The 17,320-nt window shown below is 51.3% G+C and carries 14 protein-coding genes and 1 tRNA gene; 6 read left to right on the forward strand and 9 right to left on the reverse strand.

Features of this window, described 5'->3' with window-relative positions; genetic code table 11:
* Nucleotides 1-129 precede the first annotated feature (129 nt).
* Nucleotides 130-825 carry an aquaporin Z gene (gene aqpZ / locus QZF50_RS02460; protein ID WP_000488716.1) on the reverse strand — a complete coding sequence of 232 codons (696 nt, stop codon included), beginning with the start codon at nt 823-825 and terminating at the stop codon, nt 130-132.
* A gap of 425 nt (nt 826-1,250) precedes the next feature.
* On the opposite strand from aqpZ, the gene QZF50_RS02465 reads away from it, so the two are divergent.
* Nucleotides 1,251-2,909, forward strand: coding sequence for an ATP-dependent endonuclease (locus QZF50_RS02465; RefSeq protein WP_000599806.1), 1,659 nt, complete (start codon nt 1,251-1,253; stop codon nt 2,907-2,909).
* Here QZF50_RS02465 and QZF50_RS02470 read toward each other — a convergent pair.
* The gene (locus QZF50_RS02470) at nt 2,906-3,862 is read right to left on the reverse strand and encodes a VirK/YbjX family protein (protein WP_001355621.1); all 957 of its coding nucleotides are present in this window, start codon (nt 3,860-3,862) and stop codon (nt 2,906-2,908) included. The two genes, QZF50_RS02465 and QZF50_RS02470, sit on opposite strands and share 4 nt — an antisense overlap.
* A 150-nt stretch (nt 3,863-4,012) precedes the next feature.
* On the opposite strand from QZF50_RS02470, the gene macA reads away from it, so the two are divergent.
* Both macA and macB read left to right on the forward strand, forming a co-directional pair.
* Nucleotides 4,013-5,128, forward strand: coding sequence for a macrolide transporter subunit MacA (gene macA / locus QZF50_RS02475; protein ID WP_000746460.1), 1,116 nt, complete (start codon nt 4,013-4,015; stop codon nt 5,126-5,128).
* Complete coding sequence (gene macB / locus QZF50_RS02480) at nt 5,125-7,071, forward strand: macrolide ABC transporter ATP-binding protein/permease MacB (protein WP_000188193.1); 1,947 nt, start codon at nt 5,125-5,127, stop codon at nt 7,069-7,071. Before macA ends, macB begins: the two co-directional genes overlap by 4 nt.
* Before the next feature lie 72 nt (nt 7,072-7,143).
* Here macB and cspD read toward each other — a convergent pair whose 3' ends face one another.
* Nucleotides 7,144-7,368, reverse strand: coding sequence for a cold shock-like protein CspD (gene cspD / locus QZF50_RS02485; RefSeq protein WP_000410785.1), 225 nt, complete (start codon nt 7,366-7,368; stop codon nt 7,144-7,146).
* 149 nt (nt 7,369-7,517) lie between these two features.
* Between cspD and yljB the strand changes: the two genes are divergently transcribed.
* The 3 genes from yljB (at nt 7,518) to clpA (ending at nt 10,318) form a co-directional block, all read left to right on the forward strand.
* Nucleotides 7,518-7,592: a protein YljB gene (gene yljB / locus QZF50_RS02490; protein WP_001406719.1), complete on the forward strand. Its 75-nt coding sequence runs from the start codon at nt 7,518-7,520 to the stop codon at nt 7,590-7,592.
* Nucleotides 7,593-7,690: 98 nt separating this feature from the next.
* Nucleotides 7,691-8,011, forward strand: coding sequence for an ATP-dependent Clp protease adapter ClpS (gene clpS, locus QZF50_RS02495; RefSeq protein WP_000520781.1), 321 nt, complete (start codon nt 7,691-7,693; stop codon nt 8,009-8,011).
* 30 nt (nt 8,012-8,041) lie between these two features.
* Nucleotides 8,042-10,318 (forward strand): ATP-dependent Clp protease ATP-binding subunit ClpA, encoded by a 2,277-nt coding sequence (clpA, locus tag QZF50_RS02500; RefSeq protein WP_000934041.1) that lies wholly within the window; start codon nt 8,042-8,044, stop codon nt 10,316-10,318.
* 343 nt (nt 10,319-10,661) lie between these two features.
* Here the strand turns inward: clpA and QZF50_RS02505 are convergent.
* From QZF50_RS02505 to trxB, 6 genes are all read right to left on the reverse strand, one after another.
* Nucleotides 10,662-10,749 (reverse strand) — tRNA-Ser (locus tag QZF50_RS02505).
* 253 nt (nt 10,750-11,002) lie between these two features.
* Nucleotides 11,003-11,221, reverse strand: coding sequence for a translation initiation factor IF-1 (gene infA / locus QZF50_RS02510; RefSeq protein WP_001040187.1), 219 nt, complete (start codon nt 11,219-11,221; stop codon nt 11,003-11,005).
* A 284-nt stretch (nt 11,222-11,505) separates the two neighbouring features.
* Nucleotides 11,506-12,210, reverse strand: a complete 705-nt coding sequence (aat, locus tag QZF50_RS02515; RefSeq protein ID WP_001241678.1) for a leucyl/phenylalanyl-tRNA--protein transferase — start codon at nt 12,208-12,210, stop codon at nt 11,506-11,508.
* A gap of 41 nt (nt 12,211-12,251) precedes the next feature.
* Entirely contained in the window at nt 12,252-13,973 is a 1,722-nt protein-coding gene (gene cydC / locus QZF50_RS02520; RefSeq protein ID WP_001202188.1) for a cysteine/glutathione ABC transporter ATP-binding protein/permease CydC, read from the reverse strand.
* Nucleotides 13,974-15,740 (reverse strand): cysteine/glutathione ABC transporter permease/ATP-binding protein CydD, encoded by a 1,767-nt coding sequence (gene cydD, locus QZF50_RS02525; protein ID WP_001043601.1) that lies wholly within the window; start codon nt 15,738-15,740, stop codon nt 13,974-13,976.
* Between the two features lie 122 nt (nt 15,741-15,862).
* Nucleotides 15,863-16,828, reverse strand: a complete 966-nt coding sequence (trxB, locus tag QZF50_RS02530) for a thioredoxin-disulfide reductase (RefSeq protein WP_000537418.1) — start codon at nt 16,826-16,828, stop codon at nt 15,863-15,865.
* Nucleotides 16,829-17,320: the final 492 nt, after the last annotated feature.

A 17,320-nucleotide genomic window follows, 5' to 3' on the forward strand; every position in this document is an offset into this window, starting at 1 on the left:
CTCAGCCCACATCCATGTGGGCTGCCCCGGCCTTCGGGGAACGCTTCAGCGATTTTGACGCCACCAACACCCGTGCGGTTTGTAACGTCGAAGATAAAACAACCAGGGCAGATAAAATGCCAATGCTAATTAATTACGTTTTTCCAGCAGGGTCCGGTAAATCAGACCACCGATAATGCCGCCGACAATTGGCACCACCCAGAAGAACCACAGTTGTTCTAATGCCCAGCCGCCCTGGAAGATAGCAACCGCGGTGCTGCGCGCCGGGTTAACAGAAGTGTTAGTCACCGGAATACTAATTAAGTGAATCAGGGTTAAGGCCAGACCAATAGCGATCGGCGCAAAACCTGCCGGCGCGAATTTGTCGGTTGCGCCGTGGATCACCAACAGGAAACCTGCACTCAATACCAGTTCAACTACCAGCGCGGAAAGCATGGAATAACCGCCTGGTGAATGCTCGCCATAACCGTTAGAAGCAAAACCGCTGGCTGCCGCGTCAAAACCCGTTTTACCACTGGCAATTAAATACAGCAGCGCCGCTGCAACAATACCGCCGACAACCTGGGCAATTACGTAGCCAACGACTTCTTTTGCCGGAAAACGTCCGCCAGCCCATAAACCAATAGTGACCGCCGGGTTAAAATGACCACCAGAAATATGACCAACAGCAAAGGCCATCGTCAGAACGGTCAGACCGAACGCCAACGCCACGCCGGCAAAACCAATGCCTAATTCCGGGAAGCCTGCGGCCAGTACAGCACTACCACAGCCACCAAAAACAAGCCAGAAAGTACCAAAACATTCAGCTGCTAATTTTCTGAACATATCCACCTCAATTAAAAATTGACCCTGTGAAAAATATGGTCGTTTTATAGGGTCGTCGTAAAAAAGTGACGACGGAAATAATGCGCGGCTATTTTAAAAACGAAGGCGAGTCATTCACCAGATAAATAAATCCAGTAAATTTGATTTAGGGCAACAGCGGGTTGCCCCATATAGTCATTTGTCTGATTGACAGTGTAGTGCAAGCAAAAGATTTAATCCTTTAGGCGTAATAAAAAATAATTTATCATGCTAATTATTTGATTTTGTTGTTTTTGCAGACTTATCAGCAAGAGGGAGTATAACGCGATTATTCGCTCATTTTTCAGACATTTGCCATGCTTAAATGTGATGTCATCACGTATTAGCAAGGCCTTTCCCGTTATACTGCCAGCGTAAAGGATAAGTCACATATTTCTGGAGGGGATATGATTCTTGAGCGCGTTGAAATTGTGGGTTTTCGCGGTATCAACCGTTTGTCGTTGATGCTCGAACAAAACAACGTCCTGATTGGGGAGAACGCGTGGGGTAAATCCAGCTTGCTGGACGCCTTAACCCTGCTGCTATCGCCAGAATCAGATCTCTACCATTTTGAGCGCGACGATTTCTGGTTCCCGCCGGGAGATATCAACGGGCGAGAACATCATCTGCATATTATTTTGACCTTCCGCGAATCGCTGCCAGGCCGACATCGGGTTCGCCGTTATCGGCCGCTGGAAGCGTGCTGGACGCCATGCACCGATGGCTATCACCGTATTTTTTATCGTCTGGAAGGGGAGAGTGCGGAAGACGGCAGCGTGATGACACTGCGCAGTTTTCTCGATAAAGACGGACATCCGATTGATGTCGAGGATATTAACGATCAGGCACGCCATCTGGTGCGTTTAATGCCGGTGCTGCGCTTGCGTGATGCCCGTTTTATGCGCCGTATTCGTAACGGCACGGTGCCAAATGTTCCCAATGTGGAAGTCACCGCGCGCCAGCTCGATTTCCTCGCCCGTGAGTTGTCCTCACATCCGCAAAATCTCTCTGATGGACAGATTCGTCAGGGACTTTCCGCAATGGTGCAGTTGCTTGAGCATTATTTCTCTGAGCAGGGGGCTGGACAGGCGCGATATCGTTTAATGCGGCGGCGGGCCAGCAATGAGCAACGAAGCTGGCGCTATCTGGATATCATCAACCGGATGATTGACCGACCTGGAGGGCGCTCGTATCGGGTTATTTTGCTCGGCCTGTTTGCAACTTTATTGCAGGCAAAAGGCACATTGCGACTGGATAAAGACGCCCGTCCATTGTTGCTGATTGAAGATCCAGAAACCCGTTTACACCCCATTATGCTTTCAGTTGCCTGGCATCTGTTGAATCTTCTGCCATTGCAGCGCATTGCCACCACCAACTCGGGTGAGTTGCTTTCGTTAACTCCAGTGGAACATGTTTGCCGCCTGGTGCGTGAATCTTCTCGTGTTGCCGCCTGGCGTCTGGGGCCAAGTGGCTTGAGCACCGAAGACAGCCGCCGCATCTCTTTTCACATTCGTTTTAATCGTCCGTCATCGCTGTTTGCTCGCTGCTGGTTGCTGGTGGAAGGGGAAACAGAAACCTGGGTTATCAACGAACTGGCGCGCCAGTGTGGACACCATTTCGATGCCGAAGGGATTAAGGTCATTGAGTTTGCCCAGTCCGGGCTAAAGCCACTGGTTAAATTTGCCCGCCGAATGGGGATTGAATGGCATGTACTGGTCGATGGCGATGAAGCAGGGAAGAAATATGCCGCTACGGTACGCAGCCTGTTGAATAATGATCGGGAAGCCGAACGAGAACATTTAACGGCGTTACCGGCGCTGGATATGGAACATTTTATGTATCGCCAGGGATTTTCCGATGTGTTCCACCGCGTGGCGCAAATCCCGGAAAATGTACCGATGAATCTGCGCAAAATTATCTCGAAAGCGATCCATCGCTCTTCCAAACCCGATCTTGCCATTGAAGTGGCAATGGAGGCCGGACGTCGTGGTGTGGACTCCGTACCGACGCTGCTGAAAAAAATGTTCTCACGCGTGCTGTGGCTGGCGCGCGGTCGCGCGGATTAACCGCGAAACATCGTGGCCATTTGTGGCTGAATAGCGTCGAGCATCTCATAGCGCCGACGGTATTCAGCCCGTTTTTTACTGGCGATTTCGGCAATCTCTTTTCGTGCTATCTGTGCTGGAAGGCGGTAATGGCGTTCAGCATCACATACGCCGCCAACCGATTCCCAGAAAGCGTTGTAATCGGCATGGATCTTGCCTTCTTTATCACGATAACGCAGGCTGCGGTAAATATGCGTTTCATTGCTGACGGCAATAATCTGCTCTACCTGCAAACGTTGGGCAAACAGACAGGCCGCTTCCATCACGAGGCGTTTGGGAAATAGCCCGTGGCAGGCTTTCGTCGCATTCTGGATTTCCTGATGTGGAATTTCCCATTTTGCGCCTTGCAGTCCGCCAATAAACATCGTTCTTTTCCCCTGATATTCACACAGGGTAAACGTGATCTCTGCCAGAGGAATACCTTCGCTGTTGCGAAACAGGATTGTGCTGTCACCTTCTTTATCCATTGAGATCATCATGGTCAGCTCAAGCGTGAACTGCTCGCCGTTTTTGCCTTCCAGCTTCGCCAGTTGCAGCCCGGGGGTATTCAAATATAAGCTGAATTCTTCCGCCGACATACATCCGCGGAGTAACGCATAATGGTAACGTAACGCCTCCAGCAATTGCTTACGGCTAAGATTCGCCGCAAGGTAAGGGCGATGCAGACGCACAGGCAGTCGCGGTTGGCGCGTTAACAACACATTGAGATTAGGCCAGTGGGAAAGTTCGTTCATCCACTCAACGCTTAAACGCGGCATAATCAACGAGCGCAGCAAAAATTTCTGGCGAAAACTACGGCGATGCCAGAATTTACCCGGCCGACACTGTCCACGTGCCAGACTAAGAAAAAGTGACAGGCTGCTGAGAGATTCAGATGGCGTAAAGGTCCGTTCAGTTAGCTGCGACATATTCATGAAATCAATGGTTATACATGACGTCGATTTCACCATTGCGTATCTTAACCAAACATCAATAGTGTGATTACTAACGTAAATTTTAGGGTTTTGTTGATATTTCGTTGAAGTTAATGACCCGGATTGGCATATGGAGTATTCAGAATATTTATGAAAAAGCGGAAAACCGTGAAGAAGCGTTACGTTATTGCGCTGGTGATAGTCATCGCCGGACTGATTACGTTATGGAGAATTCTTAACGCACCCGTGCCGACTTATCAGACACTGATTGTGCGCCCCGGTGATTTACAGCAAAGCGTGCTGGCGACCGGAAAGCTGGACGCGCTGCGTAAGGTTGACGTGGGCGCGCAGGTCAGCGGTCAGTTGAAAACTCTGTCGGTGGCGATTGGCGATAAAGTAAAAAAAGACCAGCTTTTAGGGGTTATTGATCCTGAACAGGCTGAAAACCAGATTAAGGAGGTCGAAGCAACGCTGATGGAGCTACGTGCGCAGCGGCAGCAGGCGGAAGCGGAGCTGAAACTGGCGCGGGTGACGTATTCCCGTCAGCAACGTCTGGCACAAACGCAGGCGGTTTCACAGCAGGATCTCGACACCGCCGCGACGGAGATGGCTGTGAAACAGGCGCAAATTGGCACCATTGACGCGCAAATCAAGCGCAATCAGGCCTCTCTCGATACGGCTAAAACCAATCTCGATTACACTCGCATCGTTGCCCCGATGGCCGGGGAAGTCACGCAAATCACCACTCTGCAAGGCCAGACGGTGATTGCCGCACAACAAGCACCGAACATTCTGACGCTGGCAGATATGAGCACCATGCTGGTAAAAGCGCAGGTTTCTGAAGCGGATGTAATCCACCTGAAGCCGGGGCAAAAAGCCTGGTTTACGGTACTTGGCGATCCACTGACGCGCTACGAGGGGCAAATCAAGGATGTACTACCGACGCCGGAAAAGGTTAACGACGCTATTTTCTATTACGCCCGTTTTGAAGTCCCCAACCCCAATGGTTTGCTGCGGCTGGATATGACTGCGCAAGTGCATATTCAGCTCACCGATGTGAAAAATGTGCTGACGATCCCTCTGTCGGCGTTAGGCGATCCGGTTGGCGATAATCGTTATAAAGTCAAATTGTTGCGTAATGGTGAAACACGCGAGCGTGAAGTGACGATTGGCGCACGTAACGATACCGATGTTGAGATTGTCAAAGGGCTTGAAGCGGGCGATGAAGTGGTGATTGGTGAGGCCAAACCAGGAGCTGCACAATGACGCCTTTGCTCGAATTAAAGGATATTCGTCGCAGCTATCCTGCCGGTGATGAGCAGGTTGAGGTGCTGAAGGGCATCACCCTCGATATTTATGCCGGTGAGATGGTAGCGATTGTTGGCGCTTCAGGTTCCGGTAAATCGACCCTGATGAATATTCTCGGCTGTCTGGATAAGGCCACCAGCGGCACCTATCGCGTCGCCGGTCAGGATGTTGCCACACTGGACGCCGATGCGCTGGCGCAACTGCGCCGCGAGCATTTCGGCTTTATTTTCCAGCGTTACCATTTACTTTCGCATTTAACCGCCGAGCAGAACGTTGAAGTACCCGCCGTCTATGCCGGTCTTGAGCGGAAACAGCGGCTGCTTCGCGCCCAGGGGTTACTGCAACGACTGGGGCTGGAAGACCGTACAGAGTATTATCCGGCACAGCTTTCGGGTGGTCAGCAACAGCGCGTCAGCATCGCGCGGGCATTGATGAACGGCGGTCAGGTAATTCTTGCCGATGAACCAACCGGCGCACTGGACAGCCATTCTGGCGAAGAGGTGATGGCGATCCTGCATCAGCTGCGCGATCGCGGGCATACGGTGATTATCGTCACCCACGATCCGCAGGTCGCTGCTCAGGCCGAGCGGGTGATCGAAATTCGCGACGGCGAAATTGTGCGCAATCCTCCCGCCATTGAAAAAGTGAATGTTGCTGGCGGGACGGAGCCTGTTGTCAACACGGTGTCTGGCTGGCGGCAGTTTGTCAGCGGTTTTAACGAGGCGCTGACGATGGCATGGCGGGCGCTGGCAGCGAATAAAATGCGTACTTTACTGACCATGCTGGGGATTATTATCGGTATTGCGTCGGTGGTTTCCATTGTCGTGGTGGGTGACGCCGCCAAACAAATGGTGCTGGCGGATATTCGTTCTATTGGTACGAATACTATTGATGTCTATCCCGGGAAAGATTTTGGCGATGACGATCCGCAATATCAGCAGGCGCTGAAGTACGACGACTTAATCGCCATCCAAAAACAACCGTGGGTCGCCTCAGCCACACCTGCCGTCTCGCAAAACCTGCGCCTGCGTTATAACAATGTTGATGTTGCTGCCAGTGCCAATGGCGTGAGCGGCGATTATTTTAATGTCTATGGCATGACCTTCAGTGAAGGAAACACCTTTAATCAGGAGCAGCTGAACGGTCGTGCGCAGGTCGTGGTTCTCGACAGTAATACTCGCCGCCAGCTTTTCCCCCATAAAGCAGATGTGGTTGGCGAGGTGATTCTGGTCGGCAATATGCCCGCCAGAGTCATTGGTGTGGCGGAAGAAAAACAGTCGATGTTTGGTAGCAGTAAAGTGCTGCGTGTCTGGCTACCTTACAGCACGATGTCCGGGCGAGTTATGGGCCAGTCGTGGCTTAACTCCATTACTGTCAGGGTGAAAGAAGGATTTGACAGCGCCGAGGCGGAACAGCAACTCACGCGTTTACTTTCACTGCGCCACGGTAAGAAGGATTTCTTTACCTGGAACATGGACGGCGTCTTGAAAACTGTTGAAAAGACCACACGTACTTTACAACTGTTTCTGACGCTGGTGGCGGTGATTTCGCTGGTGGTGGGTGGTATTGGTGTAATGAATATTATGCTGGTGTCAGTGACCGAGCGGACGCGGGAAATTGGCATTCGCATGGCTGTAGGTGCGCGAGCAAGCGATGTTTTGCAACAGTTCCTGATCGAAGCCGTACTGGTTTGCCTGGTCGGTGGCGCGTTGGGAATAACACTGTCACTGTTAATTGCTTTCACCTTGCAGCTTTTCTTACCCGGCTGGGAGATTGGTTTTTCACCGTTGGCACTGCTGCTGGCGTTTCTCTGCTCGACGGCCACCGGGATTTTATTTGGCTGGTTACCCGCACGAAATGCGGCACGACTGGATCCAGTAGATGCTCTGGCACGAGAGTAATTTTTGAGATAAAAATGCCAGCCGATCGGGCTGGCATTTTGCCTTTAGGATGTACACAATGAGACAGAAGAGCTATGCGACTGCCGCTTCTACTTCGACGGGCACAATAACACTGGCGTGATTGCCTTTTGGCCCCTGGTGGACATCAAACTGAACGGATTGTCCAGCTTTTAGCGTTCTGTAACCATCCATCTGAATGGTGGAATAATGAGCGAAAATATCTTCGCCGCCGCCTTCAGGGCAGATGAAACCAAACCCTTTGGCATTGTTGAACCACTTAACAGTACCCTTTTCCATGCTTCGACATCCTTCGCAAATCTTATACAAGTAAGATGGAATAAACCGGGGTCAGAGAGGGGGCTGTTCAAAACCTCGCCAACTCTAGAAATACAATTTAGAGAATTAGGGCGAGCCGTCAAGCATTTGACAGGGGACAGGGGGCAGGTATGAATCAAAAATTTGAAGCAGTTAACGCTATTGACAGGAATGTGACAGATGTCGCTGATGCCAACGATAGATGATAGTTATCTATCATGTGGAGTAGATTGGTCAGGCAAATAAGCTCTTGTCAGCGGCAGGGCGTTCTGCCGATAACCGTAACCGAAGATGATAACTGACAATGGGTAAAACGAACGACTGGCTGGACTTTGATCAACTGGCGGAAGAAAAAGTTCGCGACGCGCTAAAACCGCCATCTATGTATAAAGTGATATTAGTCAATGATGATTACACTCCGATGGAGTTTGTTATTGACGTGTTACAAAAATTCTTTTCTTATGATGTAGAACGTGCAACGCAATTGATGCTCGCTGTTCACTACCAGGGGAAGGCCATTTGCGGAGTCTTTACCGCCGAGGTTGCAGAAACCAAAGTGGCGATGGTGAACAAGTACGCGAGGGAGAATGAGCATCCATTGCTGTGTACGCTAGAAAAAGCCTGAATGCAGGCATAAAAATTGGGGGAGGTGCCTATGCTCAATCAAGAACTGGAACTCAGTTTAAATATGGCTTTCGCCAGAGCGCGCGAGCACCGTCATGAGTTTATGACCGTCGAGCACTTGTTACTGGCGCTGCTCAGTAACCCATCTGCCCGGGAGGCGCTGGAAGCGTGTTCTGTGGATTTGGTTGCGCTCCGTCAGGAACTGGAAGCCTTTATTGAACAAACCACACCCGTTCTGCCTGCCAGTGAAGAGGAGCGCGACACACAGCCGACGCTGAGTTTTCAGCGTGTACTGCAACGTGCGGTCTTCCATGTCCAGTCCTCCGGTCGCAATGAGGTAACCGGTGCAAACGTTCTGGTCGCTATCTTTAGCGAACAGGAGTCGCAGGCGGCATATCTGTTGCGTAAACATGAAGTCAGCCGTCTCGATGTGGTGAACTTTATCTCTCATGGCACGCGTAAAGACGAGCCGACACAGTCTTCTGATCCTGGCAGCCAGCCAAACAGCGAAGAACAAGCTGGTGGGGAGGAACGTATGGAGAATTTCACGACGAACCTGAATCAGCTTGCGCGCGTGGGCGGAATCGACCCACTGATTGGTCGTGAGAAGGAGCTGGAGCGTGCTATTCAGGTTCTCTGCCGTCGCCGTAAAAACAACCCGCTGCTGGTGGGGGAATCTGGTGTCGGTAAAACCGCGATTGCGGAAGGTCTTGCCTGGCGAATTGTTCAGGGCGATGTGCCGGAAGTGATGGCTGACTGTACGATTTACTCTCTCGATATCGGTTCTCTGTTAGCGGGCACTAAATATCGCGGCGACTTTGAAAAACGTTTTAAAGCGTTGCTCAAGCAGCTGGAGCAGGACACTAACAGCATCCTGTTTATTGATGAGATCCACACCATTATCGGTGCGGGTGCAGCGTCTGGTGGCCAGGTCGATGCGGCTAACCTGATCAAACCGTTGCTCTCCAGCGGTAAAATTCGCGTAATTGGTTCGACAACCTATCAGGAGTTCAGCAACATTTTCGAGAAAGACCGTGCTCTGGCGCGTCGCTTCCAGAAAATTGATATTACTGAACCGTCGATCGAAGAAACTGTTCAAATCATCAATGGCCTGAAACCGAAGTATGAAGCGCACCACGACGTGCGTTATACCGCAAAAGCGGTGCGTGCAGCGGTAGAGCTGGCGGTGAAATACATTAACGATCGTCATCTGCCGGATAAAGCCATTGACGTTATCGACGAAGCGGGCGCTCGCGCACGCCTGATGCCGGTAAGCAAACGCAAGAAAACCGTTAATGTGGCGGATATTGAGTCCGTGGTGGCCCGTATTGCGCGCATTCCAGAGAAGAGTGTTTCTCAGAGTGACCGCGATACCCTGAAAAACCTCGGCGATCGCCTGAAAATGCTGGTCTTCGGTCAGGATAAAGCCATTGAGGCGCTGACTGAAGCCATTAAGATGGCGCGTGCAGGTTTAGGTCACGAACATAAACCGGTTGGTTCGTTCCTGTTTGCCGGCCCTACCGGGGTCGGGAAAACAGAGGTGACGGTACAGCTTTCGAAAGCGTTGGGCATTGAGCTGCTGCGCTTTGATATGTCCGAGTATATGGAACGCCATACCGTCAGCCGTCTGATTGGTGCGCCTCCGGGATACGTTGGTTTTGATCAGGGAGGTTTGCTGACTGATGCGGTCATCAAGCATCCACATGCGGTGCTGTTGCTGGACGAAATCGAGAAAGCGCATCCGGACGTGTTCAATATTCTGTTGCAGGTGATGGACAACGGTACGCTGACCGATAACAACGGACGCAAAGCGGACTTCCGTAACGTGGTGCTGGTGATGACCACCAACGCCGGGGTACGTGAAACTGAGCGTAAATCCATTGGTCTTATCCACCAGGATAACAGCACCGATGCGATGGAAGAGATCAAGAAGATCTTTACACCGGAATTCCGTAACCGTCTCGACAACATTATCTGGTTCGATCATCTGTCAACTGACGTGATCCATCAGGTGGTGGATAAATTCATCGTCGAGTTGCAGGTTCAGCTGGATCAGAAAGGTGTTTCTCTGGAAGTGAGCCAGGAAGCGCGTAACTGGCTGGCCGAGAAAGGTTACGACCGGGCAATGGGCGCACGTCCGATGGCGCGTGTCATCCAGGACAACCTGAAAAAACCGCTCGCCAACGAACTGCTGTTTGGTTCGCTGGTGGACGGCGGTCAGGTCACCGTCGCGCTGGATAAAGAGAAAAATGAGCTGACTTACGGATTCCAGAGTGCACAAAAGCACAAGGCGGAAGCAGCGCATTAATCTGATTGTCAGGTAGGTTGGTGAAGTCCGTAATCTCGTCAGGGGTTACGGACTTTTTATTTATGGGGTGGAGGAGGTTCAGACCCTTTTTTTAATGATGATGGTAAGTTGTTGATAATTAGTGCTGCGGGAAGGTAAGGATAAAAAAGGGTGCTGCAGGAGAATGGGATGGTTTTGCTTTATTAACAACGGGCTAAACGTGTAGTATTTGAGTTCACTGCCGTACAGGCAGCTTAGAAATCGACGGGGTGCGGTAAAACCTTTGCGAACGCGTTCACTGCCGTACAGACAGATAAAATGCGAAAAAAAAGCTCGCACTTTCGTACGAGCTCTTCTTTAAATATGGCGGTGAGGGGGGGATTCGAACCCCCGATACGTTGCCGTATACACACTTTCCAGGCGTGCTCCTTCAGCCACTCGGACACCTCACCAAATTGTTTTGCTACCAAACCTCATGGGTGGCAACGGGGCGCTACTATAGGGAGTTGGAGTAAAACGGTCAAGAAGAATTTTAATGATAATTATTGTTTGCTCATACTGTAAACAAGTTGTGCAGTATATCTACATCGAGACAAGTTACGGACTTATACTTCCAAAGTACTTCATACATATCACAAAATAAAAAGGCCGGTTAAACCGACCTTTTACTCGTTCTTTCTCTTCGCCCATCAGGCGGTAAAACAATCAGCGACTACGGAAGACAATGCGGCCTTTGCTCAGGTCGTACGGGGTCAGTTCAACAGTCACTTTGTCGCCCGTCAGGATGCGGATGTAGTTTTTGCGCATTTTACCGGAGATGTGTGCAGTAACCACGTGACCGTTTTCTAACTCTACGCGGAACATGGTATTAGGCAACGTTTCAAGAACGGTACCTTGCATTTCAATATTGTCTTCTTTGGCCATCTAATCCTCTGGGGTATCACTACCGTAATTTGAACCGGCAAGATAATGCCGAAGTTCTGTAAATAAGTAAAGATTTGCGCGCTAAATCGCAACAAACAGGTTCGGCACATTACTCCGAAAACACACGGCTAAGCCGCACCAAAAGCGCAACGTATAAGGGAGCGGTGAGATAAACGATGGGCGTTACCTGACGCGAAAAATTCCTTATCGGCAGCGGGGTAATGAGCGTAACCAACTCTGCGACCGCAATTATAACACTCTGGGGAGAAATGTGCCGAAAACATTCATTCTTGTGGTGAAAACAAGCATCGTGGTACCCAGAAATTATTCGGCAATCGTCCGAGGCGCATTTGATTGAGATAATTAAGGTAATCCCGGCGGGGAATTTCGCAGGCACCAAGCGATGCTGTGTGATCGTTAAGGACCTGGCAGTCGATAAGCTTACCGCCATGACCGATAAATTCCTCACAGAATACCAGAAGCGCCGTTTTAGACGCATTTTCCATCCGGCTGAACATGGACTCGCCACAAAATAGCGTTCCCTGGGCCACGCCGTACATACCGCCGACAAGCTCATCTTCACGCCAGACTTCAATGGAGTGGGCATGGCCGAGTTCGTGAAGGCGATGGTAGGCTTCGACCACGCCACGCGTGATCCAGGTTCCTTCTTCGCGATCGCTGGCACAGCCTTCAATGACCTGACCAAAAGCGTAATTCATCGTGACACGATAGGGCGAGCGTTTATGAAATCGCTTCATACTACGGCTGATATGCAGTGATTCTGGCCATAGCACCGCGCGGGGATCGGGCGACCACCAGAGGATGGGGTCGCCTGGAGAAAACCACGGAAAAATACCACGCTGGTAAGCCATTAACAGGCGCGCAGGGCTAAGATCGCCCCCAAGTGCCAGCAGGCCGTTAGGCTCACGTAATGCGCCTTCCGGGGAAGGGAAGGCTATTGAATGGCGAGAAAGCTGAACCAGGCGCATGACCGCAAAACTCCACGCAAGTCGGATCGTTCAATAATAGCTTACAAACCCTGCTTGAACTGGTAATAACGCCCCTGTCTGGCAAGCAGCTCTGCGTGAGTACCTTGCTCAATAATTTGCCCGTTGTCCATCACTATTATTTGTTGGAAACGAGAGAGTCCGCGAAGTCGATGGGTGACCATTAACACCGTTTTCTCACGCATCATTTCTGCAAGCAATTCAAGGATCTGGCTTTCGGTTGTGGCATCTAAGCCTTCGGTAGGTTCATCCAGCAACACCAGTGGCGCATCATGTAACAGCGCACGGGCGATAGCCAGACGGCGCAGTTCACCACCGGAGAGCTGGCGTCCGCCTTCACCTAACCAACTGTTGAGACCTGCATCCTCGAGCAGCTTCTCCAGGCCAACGCGACGCAAGCTCTCCGCCAGAGCCTCATCACTACTGCCAGGCGAGGCGAGTAACAGATTATCACGCAGCGTGGCGCTAAACAGATGCACTCGCTGAGGAACAACGCTGATGGTCTGTCGTAGAGCCGCTTCATTCAGGCTGGCTATGGGGCTATCGTTAAGCAAAATCTCGCCCTGTTGCGGGTCCCAAGCGCGGGTCAGCAGTTGTAACAGTGTTGATTTGCCGCATCCGGTTCGCCCGAGAATCGCAATATGTTCCCCGGCGTTTACCTGAAGAGAAATCCCTTTAAGTGCCTGTTGGGATTGCTCCGGATAAGTGAACTGAACATCCCGTAATGTCAGCGAAACGCGATCGGCAACACGAGTTTGGGTATCAGGGAAGGTGACTTCCGGTTTTTGATCCGTTAAATCAGTGATCCGAACGGCAGAGGCAATGACTTGCCCCAGATGCTGAAATGCACCCGTTACTGGTGCCAGTGCTTCAAACGCGGCTAACGCGCAGAAGACAAACAGGGCAATTAACGCGCCGGGTTGAGCATTGCCGCCAACGCCGCCAGACGCCATCCACAGCATCAGGATCACCGCTAACGCGCCAATGAGTAGCATTATCGCTTGCGACAATGCGGTCAGTTCAGATTGACGGCGTTGCGCTTCCAGCCATTGAATTTCTGTATTCTCTAGTTGCGTGCGATAACGATCGCTGGCACCAAAAATGGTCAGCTCAGCTTGCCCTTGCAGCCAGGCCGTCAGTTGTTGGCGATACTGTCCGCGAAGATGAGTCAGATTTTGCCCGGTGCTTTTTCCCGCACGATAAAACAGCGGTGGCATCAGGAAAAGCGTCAGTAACATAATGCCGCCCAGCGTAAAGGCGAGGGTGAAATCAAGGAAACTTAACCCGATTGTCACCACCATAATCACCACAAAAGCGCCCACCAGCGGCGAGATAACGCGCAGATAAAGATGATCGAGCGTATCAACATCCGCCACCACGCGATTGAGCAATTCGCCCTGACGATAGCGCGCCAGTCCGGCAGGGGAGAGGGGCAGCAATTTGCTGAAGGTGTAAATGCGCAGATGCTGCAACACGCGGAAAGTCGCGTCGTGACTTACCAGACGTTCAAAATAACGCCCGGCAGTACGGGTGATTGCTGCGCCACGCACGCCCGCAGCGGGTAGCATATAGTTGAAGCTGTACAGTCCGGCAACCCCCGCAACCGCTGAGGCCGAGAGGAACCAGCCGGAAAGTGTCAACAGACCGATACTGGCGAGCAGCGTGACAATTGCCAGCACGATACCAAGACTTAACATCCATTTATGACGTTTATACAGTGCCAGATAGGGTAGCAAAGCGCGCATTTAAATCTCCTCCTGACGATGGGCCAGTAATGTGGCGAATGGGCCACCAGCCACACTTAATTCCGCGTAACGTCCTTGCTCAATAATCCGGCCATCCTGCATAACCCAAATGACATCCCAGTCAGCAAGATCTTCTAACTGGTGGGTGACCATTAACGTTGTCTGGCGCAGAGAGGCGGCATTCAGCGCCTCCATTACGCGCTGTTCACTGTGAGCATCAAGGCTGGCAGCGGGTTCATCCAACAGTAATAGCGAACAGGGATTTAGTAACGCACGGGCCACCGCCACGCGCTGCGCCTGCCCCACGGAAAGGCGGGCAGCCTGGTCGCCAACAGGCGTATCAACGCCTTGTGGCAGGAGCGGTAGAAACTCGCTGACCCAGGCGTTATCCAGCGCTGCTTGTAATTCTTGTTCGCTGGCATCAGGTCGCGCCAGTAGTACGTTATCCCGCAATGTTGCTGCCGGTAATTGTGGGTTTTGCCCAACCCAGGAGAGATGTTTACGCCATGATTCTGGTGATAAATCGCGTAATTCTATCCCGTTGATTCGTAATGATCCCTGATATGAGAGAAAACCAGAAAGCGCGTTCAGCAGTGAGCTTTTACCTGAACCGCTGCGACCAACCAACACTGCACGTTGACCTGCTGGCAAAGTAAAGTTCAGCGGTCCGGCCAGCGTTTTACCTTCCGGCGACGTGATAAACAGATCCTCGGCCTCAATGGTCACCGGATCGGTCGATGCTATTTCCGTCTCACCGCGCTGCGGATGGGCGAGCGGGGTTTCCATAAACGTTTTCAGACTGTCAGCTGCACCAACAGCCTGGGCTTTAGCATGATAAAACGTACCGAGATCGCGTAATGGCTGGAAAAACTCTGGCGCAAGGATCAGGGCCAGAAAACCCGCAGCCAGCGTCACGCCAGTATCGTAGTGACCAAAATCCAGCTCGCCGAGATAGGAAAAACCAAAGTAGACCGCCACCAGAGCAATTGACAGCGAGGTAAAAAATTCGAGAATGCCGGAGGATAAAAACGCCAGCCGTAGCACTTCCATTGTCCGTTGGCGGAAATCTTCCGAAGCAGAACGAATACTTTCAATTTCAGCTTCACCACGACCAAAAATACGCAATGTTTCCATGCCGCGCAGGCGATCGAGGAAATGCCCACTTAAGCGAGCAAGAGCGAGAAAGTTACGCCGGTTAGCATCGGCAGCCCCCATCCCAACCAGCGCCATAAACAACGGAATTAACGGTGCTGTGCCCAGCAGAATGAGCGCCGCAGCCCAGTTAGAGGGGAAGATCGCCACCACAATCAGCAACGGCACCGACACTGCCAGCGCCATTTGCGGCAGGTAGCGTGCATAGTAATCATGCATATCGTCAATTTGCTCGAGTACCAACGTCGCCCAGCTCCCCGCAGGTTTACCCTGAATCCACGCTGGCCCTGCTTGTTGCAGACGGTCGAGAACCTGACGGCGGATGGCAAAGCGGATATGCTGCCCGGCGTGATAACCCACCCGTTCGCGTAACCAGACCACCCATGCGCGCAGTACAAAGGTCAGAACCAGTAACGTAAAGGGAAGCAGCAGGGCTTCACGGGGAATATTCTCCATAATCATATGTTGCAGAATTCGCGCCATGAACCAGGCCTGGGCAATGATCAATATGCCGCTTACAAAGCCCAGCAGACGAGAAATATTCAGCCAACGTTGGGAGATGACGCTTTGCTGTTTTAACCAGCGGGTTAACTCTTTTTGACGGGATTTATTCATTGCACGCTTAGCAGGTGAGTTATCAGAATTATTTGCAGAGCAATGTTACAACGGGGAAAAAATAAAGGCGACCCATAGTCGCATGGTGTCGCCTTCTTTACTTTTGTTACTGATTTGTAAAATTATTTTGCGTCAGCTAAACCATCGAGGTAGCGTTCCGCATCAAGTGCTGCCATGCAGCCTGTACCGGCCGAAGTAATGGCCTGACGATAAATATGATCCATCACGTCACCCGCGGCAAAGACGCCAGGAATGCTGGTCTGGGTGGCATTACCATGAATACCCGACTGCACTTTGATGTAGCCGTTTTCCAGTTCCAGCTGCCCTTCGAAAATGGCAGTATTCGGGCTGTGACCGATAGCAACAAACAGACCGGCAACGTCGAGTGACTCGATGTTATCGCTGTTTTGCGTATCGCGCAGACGAACGCCAGTGACACCCATTTGATCGCCGGTCACTTCTTCCAGCGTACGGTTGGTGTGCAGAATGATGTTGCCGTTCTCCACTTTATCCATCAGACGCTTAATAAGGATTTTTTCCGCGCGGAAACCGTCACGGCGGTGAATCAGATGCACTTCCGAAGCGATGTTAGACAGATACAGCGCCTCTTCAACCGCGGTATTGCCGCCGCCGATGACCGCAACTTTCTGGTTGCGATAGAAGAAACCGTCGCAGGTTGCACAAGCAGAAACCCCACGGCCTTTAAAGGCTTCTTCAGAGGGCAGGCCGAGATAGCGTGCAGAAGCTCCGGTGGCAATAATCAGCGCGTCGCAAGTGTATTCGCCGTTATCGCCATTCAGACGGAACGGACGGTTTTGCAGATCCACCTTGTTGATATGATCAAAAATGATCTCAGTTTCAAACTTGGTGGCATGTTCGTGCATGCGCTCCATTAATAACGGACCGGTCAGATCGTTTGGATCGCCAGGCCAGTTTTCCACTTCCGTGGTGGTGGTCAGTTGGCCGCCTTTTTCCATGCCGGTAATCAGCACAGGTTGCAGGTTGGCGCGCGCCGCGTAGACAGCAGCGGTGTATCCCGCCGGGCCTGAACCCAGGATAAGCAGTTTACTGTGTTTGGTCGTGCCCATGAGATCCCCATAGTTGTTGGCAGACAATGGGCAGGATTGTAGGGAATTTACAGACGTAAAAAAAGAGTATGACGATTTTGTTAACAATTTGTGCAATCGGCAGCATCGATAAGCAGGTCAAATTCTCCCGTCATTATCACCTCTGCTACTTAAATTTCCCGCTTTATAAGCCGATTAAATGATGAATAAACGCCCCTGTTAATGAATATCTGGCATGTTGTACTAAAAATCGATGTTTTGCTTTGACAATCCCCTGGTGTTTTGCGAAAACATTCGAGGAAGAAAAAAAACAGTATTCTTATATGCGCATAACCATGCATGTAAATACCATGTTTACCGTGCTAGTGAAATCTACGTATGGCGTGGACAGACGCCATTCGTGATGTCGATAGCTGCCACAAGGCAACGGTCTTCTCACCGTAGACCCAGGCATTGCGCGCCGTGAATCTTCATGATTTCGGTCTATCGTGACGGGTAGCGACTCTGAACAGT

This window comes from uncultured Escherichia sp., from assembly GCF_948475835.1.
Lineage (GTDB): Bacteria > Pseudomonadota > Gammaproteobacteria > Enterobacterales > Enterobacteriaceae > ECMA0423.